The sequence below is a fragment of the Limosilactobacillus agrestimuris genome, assembly GCF_943193105.1.
GTDB classification, from domain to species: domain Bacteria; phylum Bacillota; class Bacilli; order Lactobacillales; family Lactobacillaceae; genus Limosilactobacillus; species Limosilactobacillus agrestimuris.
The window spans coordinates 1-13,264 of sequence record NZ_CALPCW010000011.1 but is presented as its reverse complement, the minus strand read 5'-3'; the positions used below and the strand labels follow the sequence as shown (position 1 = coordinate 13,264).

General features: G+C 39.8%; 11 protein-coding genes. 4 read left to right on the top strand and 7 right to left on the bottom strand.

Annotation, left to right across the window (positions count from 1 at the left end):
- Positions 1 to 431 precede the first annotated feature (431 nt).
- On the bottom strand, positions 432 to 1,070 hold the full coding sequence (locus NFR46_RS07230; RefSeq protein WP_251576030.1) for a hypothetical protein: 639 nt from the start codon (positions 1,068 to 1,070) through the stop codon (positions 432 to 434).
- A 156-nt stretch (positions 1,071 to 1,226) separates the two neighbouring features.
- Here NFR46_RS07230 and NFR46_RS07225 point away from each other — a divergent pair, with 156 nt between their 5' ends.
- Positions 1,227 to 2,333 (top strand): tyrosine-type recombinase/integrase, encoded by a 1,107-nt coding sequence (locus tag NFR46_RS07225; protein ID WP_251576028.1) that lies wholly within the window; start codon positions 1,227 to 1,229, stop codon positions 2,331 to 2,333.
- A 506-nt stretch (positions 2,334 to 2,839) separates the two neighbouring features.
- Here the strand turns inward: NFR46_RS07225 and NFR46_RS07220 are convergent.
- The 5 genes from NFR46_RS07220 to NFR46_RS07200 all read right to left on the bottom strand — a co-directional run bounded on the left by NFR46_RS07220 (position 2,840) and on the right by NFR46_RS07200 (position 8,306).
- Complete coding sequence (locus NFR46_RS07220; RefSeq protein WP_338146930.1) at positions 2,840 to 5,332, bottom strand: ATP-binding protein; 2,493 nt, start codon at positions 5,330 to 5,332, stop codon at positions 2,840 to 2,842.
- Positions 5,329 to 6,411, bottom strand: a complete 1,083-nt coding sequence (locus tag NFR46_RS07215) for a carbamoyl phosphate synthase small subunit (RefSeq protein WP_251576024.1) — start codon at positions 6,409 to 6,411, stop codon at positions 5,329 to 5,331. Before NFR46_RS07215 ends, NFR46_RS07220 begins: the two co-directional genes overlap by 4 nt.
- 133 nt (positions 6,412 to 6,544) lie before the next feature.
- Entirely contained in the window at positions 6,545 to 7,426 is an 882-nt protein-coding gene (locus NFR46_RS07210) for an RluA family pseudouridine synthase (protein ID WP_420908594.1), read from the bottom strand.
- A gap of 32 nt (positions 7,427 to 7,458) precedes the next feature.
- Positions 7,459 to 7,905 (bottom strand): signal peptidase II, encoded by a 447-nt coding sequence (gene lspA / locus NFR46_RS07205; protein ID WP_251576169.1) that lies wholly within the window; start codon positions 7,903 to 7,905, stop codon positions 7,459 to 7,461.
- Between the two features lie 8 nt (positions 7,906 to 7,913).
- Entirely contained in the window at positions 7,914 to 8,306 is a 393-nt protein-coding gene (locus NFR46_RS07200) for an EbsA family protein (RefSeq protein WP_251576020.1), read from the bottom strand.
- A 35-nt stretch (positions 8,307 to 8,341) separates the two neighbouring features.
- Between NFR46_RS07200 and NFR46_RS07195 the strand changes: the two genes are divergently transcribed.
- Both NFR46_RS07195 and NFR46_RS07190 read left to right on the top strand, forming a co-directional pair.
- Positions 8,342 to 8,731 (top strand): ribonuclease HI family protein, encoded by a 390-nt coding sequence (locus NFR46_RS07195; protein ID WP_251576018.1) that lies wholly within the window; start codon positions 8,342 to 8,344, stop codon positions 8,729 to 8,731.
- Between the two features lie 118 nt (positions 8,732 to 8,849).
- The gene (locus tag NFR46_RS07190) at positions 8,850 to 11,384 is read left to right on the top strand and encodes a M1 family metallopeptidase (protein WP_251576016.1); all 2,535 of its coding nucleotides are present in this window, start codon (positions 8,850 to 8,852) and stop codon (positions 11,382 to 11,384) included.
- A gap of 213 nt (positions 11,385 to 11,597) precedes the next feature.
- On the opposite strand, the gene NFR46_RS07185 is transcribed toward NFR46_RS07190, so the two are convergent.
- Entirely contained in the window at positions 11,598 to 12,977 is a 1,380-nt protein-coding gene (locus tag NFR46_RS07185) for an IS3 family transposase (RefSeq protein ID WP_338146929.1), read from the bottom strand.
- Positions 12,978 to 13,182: 205 nt separating this feature from the next.
- Here NFR46_RS07185 and NFR46_RS07180 point away from each other — a divergent pair.
- Positions 13,183 to 13,264, top strand: an 82-nt coding sequence (locus NFR46_RS07180; protein WP_251576167.1) for a helix-turn-helix domain-containing protein, incomplete at its 3' end; no start/stop codon positions are given.

The window sequence follows — 13,264 nt, the reverse complement described above, 5'->3', positions numbered from 1 at the left end:
AAAACGATTTTCAGTTTGTGCTAAGAAACGAGTAAAGAAATTACTCATGATGTGCATAGCAAATATAGTTGTTAGTGAGCTAAGCGCAACACTGATAAGAACCGAAATAATAATAGTTTTTAACATGTTTTCACACCTCGAACATTAGTTTTCTTGATTATAACAAGAATTGTCGTTTTAAAAAAGCCCTGCTAGTGCTGGCACACTAACGAGACAGAGAAAAATGAATATGACTTCACCTAACTAAAAAAGCCCACCCGAAGCGGTGGGACGAAAGGATGTGTAAAGATATGAATAACAACCCCAATTCAAAAGGGAAAATACCCGAAAGAACTCGGGTTATTAAAGGCATCAAAAGATCGTTTCAAGCTAAGACGACAAAACATAAACTGCCATCAACGGATAAAATAAATCAACCACCAAAAAAGTAATTACTTTTCTTGGATGATCAAAGCAATAAACTGCTGCTTAAAATCCACAAACTGTCTAGTGCTATATTTTTGGCAAAACTCATTGTCCTGGACTTTTTTCATCATTTCATTATACGTATCCTGTAATTCTGGGTTTTGATAATTAAACGGTTGTAGCGAAGCCGAATAGTTTGAACTGTCGTCATTGGAAGATTTATCAACATAGCCGAATCCAAGGGGCTGATGGTCAAATGAATAGAAGTAAGCCATGATAGGCTCATTGTTATCACTCATGATATGATGCCAAACAGTCCCTGAATCAATTCCAGGTTTATTAGATACGTGTAGGACTGAATTATATAAAAAATATACAAGTTTCTTTAACAACGGAGAGATTATAATTGCTACTAAGAAAGAAACTACTATGGTTAATATCATAGTTGCAACTAAAAGCCAATCACCTTTTAAATACTTGCCTACACAGTTAAGAATTATCAAATAGATTGCAAAATCAACAATAGACCACATTGCAGAATAGGCAATAGCAGTAGTCTTATCTTCTTTATGAATATCAACTGTGCCTAATTGAGTTGCAACTATAAGGTTAATATAGCCCATGCCACCAACAGTCAATAAGGTGGCGATTATTTTATTAATCATTATCTCAATCTCACCTCGAACATTAGTTTTCTTAATTATAACAAGGATTATCGTTTTAAAAAAGCCCTGCTAGTGCGGCAACACTAACAGGACCAGGGTTGAATTATATGGATAACACATTCAACCCTTCTATTTTAACATATAGGAGGAATTATTATGGCTTCATATAGCAAGAAAAATGGTAAATGGCAAGTGCGAATCTCCTGGATGGATAGCTCAGGAGTAAGACATCGTAAAACAAAAAATTCCTTTTCAACTAAAGCTGAGGCTAGAAAATGGGCAGTCGATGCATCTGCAAATGTTACTAAAGGCATTAAGGTAGACGAAAGTATTACATTCTTTGACTACTACAAGGACTGGTTTAAAAAATATAAAGAGCCAAAGTTGACTCCAGGACCTAGTACAGCCTGGTATGCAAACGTTCAGGATCGAATTGAAACAAATTTTAAGAATGAAAAATTGAATAAAATTAATCGTTCCCAATACCAAGGTTTTATTAATAAATATTCAAAGGATCATTCTCCAGCGAGCGTTCGCAAAACTAACAATATTATTCGTCAATGTGTAAGGTCAGCAATTCTTGATGGAATTATAATTCGTGATTTTACACAAAATATAACCCTTACTGGTAATAAAGATAAAGAATTACATGTTGACTACCTTAACATGAAAGAAATTAAGAAACTTCTACATGAAGCTAAGAAAACATCGGGTCATCAATTATATACATCACGTTATATGATTGTTACAGCAATTTACACAGGCATGCGACTCGGCGAAATTCAAGCCCTTACTTGGAAAGACGTTGATTTCTTGCATAAGACTATCGACATTAATAAATCTTGGGACTCTAGAAGAAAGTGCTTCAAGCAAACAAAAACAAAAAGTTCAAATCGTAAAATAAAAATAAACGATGATTTAGCAAACGTTCTTATGGAACTAAGACAAAGAAGTAAAAGCTCAAAAATGGTATTTTTGAATTTCTTAGGAACAGTACCCACTACAGACGCTGTTAACAATTGTTTACATAGTATGATGAAAAAATTGAATATCAATAGACATAACTTTCACTTTCACAGTTTACGACATAGCCAGGTTGCTATTCTTTTAGCGAATGGGGTAGACATATATGCTATAAGTAAACGATTAGGGCATAGTAACATTTCTACCACCACCAAGATATATGCCTACTTAATTGATGAATATAAGAAGAAAAACGATAAGAAAATTGTTGAAGCTCTGGAAAAATTAAACGTTTCTTGAGTAATAAAATTAGTGCCCATAGCAGTGCCCATTCTTTAAAATTTATCGTTATTTATCACAGTTTTTAAAAATAGTAAAAAGGCTAGAAATCCTATTATATTAATAGTTCTAGCCTTTTTGCTATTCTTAAAGATTATTAAAATTCGCTTTTACGGGGCAAAAGACCCTGTATGTGACACCGCATAAGCTCGATGATTAGAGGACATTTCCGTTATTTTTTCTACTATTAGTAAAACCCGACACCTCAAATGAAGTGCCGGGTATTTTGTACACATATATTACGTTGCTGTGTAATCAGTATAACCATATTATTATCACAGCTTAGCACTGATACCTTTATTGCAAGAACACACAAGCAAATAAGCGAGTTAATTCTTATTATATGGCTTCCCTGAGGACTGGTATAAATTTTCAACATTACCACAATGATTACCCATATATAAAAGGATGAGGCCGGAAAAACATTTTGTTTTTTCCCGGCCTCATCCTTTTATATTATTAATTTTCTAATCCATAAACTGAATTTCTGCTCCAATTACTTTATCTGGACCAGGAGTTTCCTTGGTCTTCATGTAAAGAGATTCAAACGGGAAAGATGCCCGATAAATTGCGGTTCCTCGTGGTTGTGGAATTTCCACACTAGCAAGATTAAAGTTTTCATCACTAACAACTTGACCCAATAATGCTGGTAAGTTAATTCCGAGTGACTTTGAAAGAAAAGCAACTTCTGGAAGACTAACTGATTGGACAGTGAGTGCCTTATATTCCATCCCCTGTTTTTCAAAGACTACTTGGTAAAATCCTGGATTAACTTGTTGCTCAATAACATCCTGGGCCTTATTTTGCAACTGCGTTAATTCATCATTTGATATTTCAGCTGGCAACCGTAAATTAACCATTTCGTAATCAAGGTTAATAGCAGACTGCAAAGCAGCTGTTGAAGTGAGGAACTTAGCAGTGTTACCGTCCCAAAGATAGTCAAGAGTTAATAACTGGTTTGACTTTGGCTTAAGGTTACCTAACCGATCATCGGGTAAAGTAATAACTTTACTTTGCAAATCATACTTCTTCAGTGTCTCTAACAAGTTTGTATAACTAGCAGGAATAAAAACTAACTGTGGTTGGTCAATTTCCACGACCGAGAGCACGTTTTCTGCCGAAGCAGGTTCAATATACCGCTTATCAGCAATTAGAGTATTGAGGGTGACCGAACTTGGATTACAATTCATGATAATCGTGTGATAATTTTGCCGGTGAAGTTGCATCATCATGGACGCAACGAAGAAATCTCCAGCATTACTCAAGCCAAGTCGTAAGCCTCCAGTCCCAATAAATAAAGCACTCGGCTGTGGCAGGGTCAAGGCTTCATTTTCATCCTCATATGCTGAATAGAAGGTCTGAGTATGTTGATCAAACTCGCCAGCAGATGGCTCAACTTCCTTATACTTTACGGTAAGGTTATGATCCTGCATCATTTGGTAAACCTGTTTGGGGGTTGTTTCCCAGAGTTTCGCGATTAATTGGTTACTGAGGCCGTTATGCTTGGCATTAACCAGTACCGGTTCTTTTCCAGGATGCTCAATTAATTCTCCAATCAATTCCTTCATCTTTGAAAGTTGATCAAAGTAAAATGGGTCAATCTTGGTCATTTCGACTAACTCGTAGGCAGTGTATCCCCGACGCATTGCTTCTAGAAGGGAAAATAGCCGGCCGGCATGTGGATGAACTAAACGATCAATTAACTCGTCTTCGGAAAGTTTTGCCTGTGTTTTAAGATGGAAATCTGTCGGTTCATGGTAACGGGATTCGATCGCCTTAAATAGGGCTTCTGCTGGGTTCCTCCCAATCCCAAAGACCGTCCCTACGGATTTCTTTTCTGTTCCTAATAATTGTTTTTGTGATTGTTCAGGACTAAATCCCCAAACTGGTACCCGGGCGGCAATATGATCCATTACGGGTTCGACTAATGCAGCATGTTTAGCAAAACCAGGACCAAGATCAATTTCTCGCAAGGTCCTACCTAAATAAAGCTGCGCACTAACCATTGCTATCGGGTAACCTGTCGACTGGGCTACAAAGGAAACCATCCGGTCAAAGTACGGGCTACTCTTAATGACATAGAAGTAATCACTAACAGGGTCTAAAGCAAACTGAATATGGTTAATCCCAACAATCCGGAGTTTCCGGGTAATTGCAAATGCAACATCCCGCATATCTTGAATTTGCCGATCGAGAAGTGTCTGAGCCGGATTAAAGGCAATTGAATCCCCCGCATGGATTCCAATTGGATCCATGTCTTCAACCATTCCCAGCATCATCATGGTTCCTGACTTATCTCGCTGAACAACCACTTCAATTTCCTTATAGCCAGCCAGACTTTGTTGAACATAGACTTGCCCTGCCCGTGATTGACTCAGGCACTTACTAACAGCAGTTGCAAGTTCACTTTGGTCATGGACAATCTGACGAGTACTCGTAATCTTTGGTAAAACAGAGCGAATAATGACAGGGTAACCAAGTTTATTGGCTTCTTCTAGCGCATCTGGATAATTATTTACAGTTGAAATCTTTTTCATTGGTGCATCCATTCGACGCAAAGTTCGCTCAAGAAGAATTGGGTTATTAACTTGACGAACAGTCGCTTCTGGAATACCAAGAAGTTTAATTTCCTTTTCCCGCAGGATCCCCTTCTCCATTAATTCCTGAGTAAGGAGAAAAGCCTGACGGTTACCCAATGTCGGCAAGATTGCTTGAGGATGATACTGATCAATTAACGCGATTAGGTGATCAACCGTCAGCGGACCAATTGAAGAATAATCAATCACGGAAGAATCATTCAAACTATAAGAAAAAGGATTATTATCTGCCAAAATGGTAGTAACTCCTGCACGGTGGAGGTAGGTTGCAACCTGGTAAGTTGCTGAATCAACTTCATCCCCATGCTGGATGTTATTAGGGCCGGCACCGATAATTAAAATTGATTGTTGCTTTCTCACTATCGCCGTTCCTCCTTCCGCTTCATAGTATCGATAAATTCATCAAACAGGCCGTCTGTTTCATCAGGACCAGGTGCCCCATCTGGGAAAAATTGGACGGAAAATGCTGGGTATTGACGATGACGCAATCCCTGGACACTACTATCAATCATGTCAGTGTAAGTAACGAATAACTTTGAACGATCAACTGTACTCCAGGCAACTGTGTACCCTTCTGACTGATTAGCATAAACAATGTGATCGGTAATAATTTCTTTAATTGGGTGGTTCATCCCATGATGCTCTACGCCTAGGGGAATCACCTGTGCACCGTTAGCTAGGGCAAACAGTTCGTGACCTAGGCCGATTCCAAACAGCGGAACTTGCTCCTGGACTTTGCGGATCATTTCAAGGACTGATGACTTTACATAGTGGGGATCCCCCGGGCCGCTCGAAAGGACTACTCCATCAGGATCAAGGCGCAAAATTTCATCAGCTGATGCGTTATACGGCAATACAGTTACATTGCATTTTCGCCGACTTAGTTCCCGTAAGATCCCGTTTTTTAACCCAAAGTCAACTACAACGACACTCATCCCCACACCAGGATTGGGATATGGCTTAGGAGTAGAAACCTGTGCTACCTGCTGGTTAGTTAAAACGGTAGCGTGAAGCTGATCAAATGCGTGATCATCGGGAACCGGAACAATACTTCCCTTAAGTGGTTTGCCCGCATCACGAAGTTTATGGGTAATTGCCCTAGTATCGATATTAGTAATTCCTGGAATATTCATTTGTTTCAAATATTGATCAAGGGTTAGTCGTCGAATATTATCTGTCGCAACATTCGATAGTGAACGAACAATTACACCCTTAATCGTAGGAACAATTGATTCATAAATATTTCGTTGAATCCCATAACCACCAATATTGGGCTGAGTAAAAGTTACAATTTGATTATCATAAATCTGGTTAGTAATAATTTCCTGGTAACCCGTCATGCTTGTATTAAAAACTACTTCACCAAAGGTTATCGCTGGTGAGCCAAAGCCATCTCCAGCAAAGGTGGTTCCATCTTCAAAAATTAGGTAGCGTGCTGCCACAGCGCTCACTCCTTTTCACCGCATCTATTTCCCTCACTATTATATAAATGATCGGAAGCGTTTCAAAGCGATATTAATTAAAAAAGCTTAGTAATTTTATTTAAAGTAACTTACTAAGCTTTTTTAATTAATATTATGATGGCCGATCAGTTTTTTCTAAGTGATCAATCATTTTTTGAAAATAATCTGGAAGTTCTGAAGTAAAAGTCATTTGTTCTCCAGTCCGGGGATGCTTAAAGCCAAGAAGACGTGCATGCAGGTACTGACCATTACCTGGAAGGGTCTTTCGTGGCCCATATAACGGATCGCCTGCCAAGGGATGTCCGATGTATTTCATATGAACCCGGATCTGGTGGGTTCGACCGGTTTCTAATTGGCAACTAACAAGCGTGTAGTGTGCAAACCGTTCCAAAACCTTAAAGTGAGTTACAGCATGGCGGCCGTCTTCAACAACTGCCTGTCTTTTGCGGTCTTTCTTTGACCGTCCTAAAGGAGCATCAATTGTCCCCCGATCTTCCTTGATCACACCATGGACAAGAGCTACATACTCCCGCTGGTTTGTCTTGGCCTTTAACTGGGCCGCAAGTGAGCGGTGAGCTCGATCGTTTTTAGCAACCATTAAAAGTCCCGATGTATCCTTATCAATCCGGTGAACAATTCCGGGACGAAACTCACCATTAATTGTTGATAATGGTGAATGGTAAAGCAAGGCATTAACTAAGGTGTGGTTGGGATGACCAGGCGCCGGGTGAACGACCATCCCCTGGGGCTTATTCACAACGATCACATCATCATCCTCATAAACGATGTCTAAGGGGATATCCTCTGGCTCAAGATCGATCTTTTGTGGTTTTTCAGGCTGAACAATCACTTCATCACCAACAGCTAATTTGTACTTTGGCTTGACTGTAGCGCCGTTAACCGTAACATTACCATCCTCAATCCACTTTTGTAATTGGGAACGGGAAATGTCAGTCAAGTGATGAGCTAACTCCTTATCGATCCGTCCAGTCATCGATGAATCAATCGTTAAATTTAATTTGTCTGTCACTTTTCTTCATCCTCACGCAGTACAATAATAATTAGCAAAATTACACCAATAGTTAAACACATATCAGCCACGTTAAATACTGGAAAATTAACTGGTAAGAACTCAAACATATCAACCACATATCCCTGAAGTAGACGGTCGATGAAGTTACCAATTGCTCCAGCAAGAATTAGGCTTAAGCATAGTAAGATTTCGTGGCGGTTACGGAAACTCCAGAAACAATAACCAACTCCCCCAATAACGACAATGGTAACAATGCCAAAGAAAAGTTGCTGACCCTGAAACATACTCCAAGCAGCGCCATAATTGTGGAGGTTCGTTAAGTCCATTATTCTGGGAATAAAATGCTTGCTATGGGCTAACGCAATATTAGTGGTAACCCAAATCTTCAACCACTGATCTAGGCAAATCAGTACTAGTACCAATAGAAGGTAGCCAAACATAAACACGCCTACCCCTCCTTTAAGCGATCTAGTGCCAATTTGAGCCGCCGAATTGCCTTTGAAGAGAATGCAAAATTAAAAACTTCCCCATTGACGGTAAATGAAACCGTATGCTTTGTAAACCGGGGCTGACGAATATCAACTAATGGAATCACCAGGTAGTCTTTTTGCAAGATCCGACTAAAAACCATTTTGCTAGGAGTGATTACAACGGTTCGCCGAAAAATTCCTAAAAGCGTTACAATAATAAATAACAAAAAGAAAAGCGCCGTTAACCATTGGAAATGGGTAATCTCAAGCCAGATAACTAGCCCAGCGATAAAAATTAAAAAAGTCCAACACCAGCTAATAATGGTAGTAGTTAAATTGGGTTGGTAAAAGTAACGAGTTTCTTCTTCCATAACATTATTCCTTTCAAAATGAGGTGAATCATTCGATGATTAAAATCTATACTGATGCTGCTACTAAGGGGAATCCTGGGCCAACTGGACTTGGGATCCTGATTGTTGATCAGCACCACCAGCAACAATTGTCGCAAACACTTGAAGCTGCCACTAATCATGAAGGCGAGTTTGCGGCCGCAATCGCTGGTTTTCAATACTTAGTTAAACACTATAACCATAACGAAACAGTTTTATTCTATACCGATAGTCGATTGTTGAGCGACGCGATTGGTAAAAATTATACAAAACATTATCAATCACAATTAACAACGCTTAATCAATTGCTCAGTCAGTTTTCAACTGTCGTTACACAATGGGTCAGTGAACGAGATAATCATGGTGCCCACAACCTAGCTAACCAAGCTTTACAAAAGCTTGAGTGAATCGCCCACTATTATAGCAAATTTTAAGTTAAGGTGCTGTTCAATTCAGCTAAAAGCAAAGTTAGGTTATAATATCAAAGTATATGCTAAAACAATTTAGTAAAGGATCGGTGAATTTATGTCAACAATAAAGCGTCTTTACGAAAAGTTTCAACCTTCTCATTACGATATCTTCCTTGATATCAACCGGGAAAAGAAGACCATTACTGGTAAGACAACCATCACAGGAAACGCCAGCGAACAGCAAATTAGTGTTAATCAAAAGTTCTTAAATGTTTCATCTGTTAAAGTTGCGGGAAAGGATGTCCCATTCACTGTTAATAATGATGAAGAAACGATTAACATCACGGTACCAGAAACCGGTGAAAACACATTAACAATTAACTACTCCGCCCCACTTACTGATACCATGATGGGAATTTACCCGTCATACTACAAGGTAAATGGCGAAAAGAAACAAATCATCGGTACCCAATTTGAAACTACCTTTGCTCGCCAAGCCTTTCCGTCCGTTGATGAACCTGAAGCAAAAGCTACCTTTAGCCTTGCCATTAAGTTCGATGAACATCCAGGAGAAACGATTATCGCTAATATGCCAGAAGATCACGTTTCAGCTGGAGTACACTACTTCCAACCAACAGTTCGGATGTCAACTTACTTAGTTGCCTTTGCCCTTGGCGATCTTCAATCCAAGAAAATAACTACTGAAAGTGGGGTTGAAGTTGGTGTCTTTGCTACTAAGGCCCATCAGCCAAAAGAATTAGATTTTGCCCTTGAGATTGCAAAGCGGGCAATTGAATTCTACGAAAAGTTCTATCAAACTTCTTACCCGCTCCCCCACTCATGGCAACTAGCACTCCCTGACTTTTCTGCCGGAGCAATGGAAAACTGGGGCTTAGTAACCTACCGTGAAGCATACCTCCTGCTTGATCCAGATAATACTTCACTAGACATGAAGCGTCTGGTTGCTACCGTAATCACCCACGAATTAGCTCACCAATGGTTTGGCGATCTAGTCACAATGAAGTGGTGGGACGATCTTTGGCTTAACGAAAGTTTTGCTAACATGATGGAATATGTTGCGGTGGACGCAATCCATCCTGAATGGAAGATCTGGGAACTATTCCAAACCTCTGAAGCACCAATGGCTCTCCAGCGTGACGCTACTGACGGTGTTCAATCAGTTCATGTTCAGGTTAATAACCCTGCTGAGATTGATGCTTTATTTGATGGTGCGATTGTCTATGCTAAGGGTGCCAGAATGTTAGTAATGGTCCGGTCACTAATCGGTGATGATGCTTTACGTAAGGGACTAAAGAACTACTTTGAAGCTCATCAATACCATAACGCAACTGGTGCTGATCTCTGGGATGCCCTTGGTAAAGCTTCCCACCTTGATATCGGTGCCATTATGGAATCGTGGCTTGAGCAACCGGGTTACCCAGTTGTTGAAGCAAAATTAGTTGACGGCCAGCTCCAATTAAGCCAACAGCAGTTCTTTATTGGTGATGGTCATGGTACTGGTCGGTTATGGCAAATTCCGTTAAACACCAACTATAAGGCAGTCCCACAAATCATGAAAGAAAAATCCCTTAACCTTGGTGACTATCAAGAATTACGCCAGCAAGAAGGAAAGCCATTCAGGCTCAATGTTGGCAACAATTCACACTTTATTGTTAAGTACGACCAAACTTTGATGAATGACATTCTTGATCATCTCGATGAGTTAACCGCGATTGATCAACGACAACTACTTCAAGATTTCCGGCTCTTAGCCGATGGTCAACAATTATCCTACGCGGACATCATTCCGCTCCTGCCGCGCTTTGCTGATAGTCATTCCGAAATCGTTAATACCGCGCTTTATGCAATTGTGAATAAGTTAAAGCAATTCGTAACTCCCGGTAGCGCAGAGGAAAGTGCCCTAAAGAAATTTGTGAACCAATTAAGTGCCAAGCAGGTTAGTCGACTTGGCTGGAAGCCACAAAGCAATGAATCAAATGATGATCAATTAACTCGGCCAATCGTCTTAGGAGCTGCACTCTATGCAGAAAATCCAGAAGTAATTAAGGCTGCTCATGAAATCTTCACTAACAACTATCAGCGGTTAGAAAAGCTCCCTGCTGATATTCGACCATTAGTATTGCGGAATGAAGTTAAGCATTACGGAAGCAAGGAACTCTTCAACGAATTGCTTGAAGATTACCGGGAGACAACCGATGCTAGTTATAAAGGTGACTTAAACGGTGCAATTACTAGCACTCCAGATAATTCATTAATCACCGAACTAATTAATGAATTTGAAAACGCTGATACAATTAAGCCCCAAGACCTTCGTGGCTGGTACCGCAACGTTCTTGCAAACAATGCCGGTCAACAAGCAGCTTGGGATTGGATCAGCAATGATTGGGATTGGCTTGAGAAGACTGTCGGTGGTGATATGGAATTTGCAACCTACATTACTGTAACCGCGAATGTATTCCATACTTCAGCCCGTCTAGCAGAATTCAAGCAGTTCTTTGAACCAAAGATTGATACCCCAGGATTAACCCGTGAAATCAATATGGACATTAATGTGATCGAAAGTAAGGTTAACCTGATTCAAGCCGAAAAGGATGCCGTTGTTAAGGCTCTTCAATCGGTCACTCGTTAATAAACTAAGATCATTTAAAAAAGAAAGGGACTGTGACATAAGTCCCTAATAATAAGCGGAGTTAGATGAAATCTTCGGATTTCATTTAACTCCGTTTTCCTTTAAAATATGTATTAGTAAAAGAAAAAGACACCGACCAACCCGTCGATGTCTGACGTGTACCCATAAAGTTGGAAGTTGAATATTTCAACTGAAAAACTGAATAATAATTTCTTAGGCAACTAAGCTTTGCTCATACTGGAGTGGAGTTTGGTTGCCTAATTTTGTTTGGATGCGTCTTTCATTGTAGAAGTGGATCCACTTTTCGATGGCCTGGATTAATTCTAATTGGTTACGATAACTTGTGTCAGGGGCAATTTCCGCTTTTAACTTACTAAAAACTGTTTCACAGGCTGCATTATCAAGGCAAGTAGCTCGGTGTGACATGCTTTGTCGGATGTGACCTTTCCGTAATAAACGGCGCCAAGCCTTGTGTTGATACTGCCAACCCTGATCGGTATGAAGGGTTAATTGATAACCAGTATGTGGTAGCTGCATAAGCAGCTGTTTTAATGGAGCCAGTGAGAAATGGAGATTGGGATGCAGGCCAAGGGACCAAGTTAAAATCTGGTTGGTTGCCAAATCTTTAATGATTTCTAGATACACGGGTTCCTGATTCTGAGCCTTAAATTCCGTGACATCACAGACTATTTTTTGATACTTACGATCGCTCATAAAACGACGACGAAGTTTATTTTTGGCCTTTTTACCATTCGGGCCTTTAGAAGAATCATACTTGCGAACTCGGCGATTATACTTCGTACACTTCAGTCCCATTTCATGCATCAAGCGCTGAACGCGCTTATGGTTGGGCATTTGCTTGCCAATCAAGCGGTAATACTCGCGGACTTGAGCACTCGGCCGACGAACCCCATATTCAGCTTCAAAGTGCTCGAAGAACCCTTTGATGACCTCTTTCAGTTCTTCTTCATCCTCATCCGGATGTTGGAAGCGGTTTTGCCAGTATTGGTAAGTTAACATTGAAATGAGGAGCGCCTCAATCAGGTCCTTTAATAGGTACTTCGCCTTGAGCTCATAGATTACTTGCGCGATTTCTTTGTTGGATGCTTTCTCAAGGCTTGTAATTTTTTTGAGGCGTCGAGTTGTATCTTTAATAATAAGTTTTCTCTTTGTAGAGTTTGATTCTGCTTTTGGAGTTGATGCAGTTTGTTGGATTGATGTTCGTCGTGACGATTGACCATTTTTCGCTTTTCTTCCTGAGCGCAATCGCAGTAAGGCTTGTGGTCCTTGCTTATTGTAAAGACATTCCCATTGATATACGGAACCAGGAGAACGATAAGCAAAGTGAATGCATGTCTCGGCAATTAACGCCAGATTAGTTTGTTTCCACTTTACCAAATTCACTCGAAAATCCCCAGTTACAACTGGCGGATGAAGTAGTACTTCCTTACCAAATCGTGCATAAATTCCCACTAAAATTTGAAAATCAAATCTGGCAATCCCGTATTTCTTAGCTACAGACATTAAACTATCTATGCCTTTCGCGTACTCTTGAATCGCCTTAATCTTAGTATTGATACTGATTTTTGTTATAAAAATACCCCCAGAGTTGATTTCCAACTCTAGGGTACACGTCAGTCTTCAAAATACGGGTATACACTTTTTGGTATTGATGAAAAATCAATGCTAGTTTTTTGTGACGAATTTACAATTGAAATGTAACACAAAGTAAAAAAAATAAACCCATACCGGGTAGAATATGTTTAACGACCAAATCAAACAATTCGAGGTACCCGGTATCAACTATAAACATCTTACTATAAAAGAACGTGAAATGCTTATGTTTTTACGAGCTAAGGGTTTATCTATCCGGGCTGTTG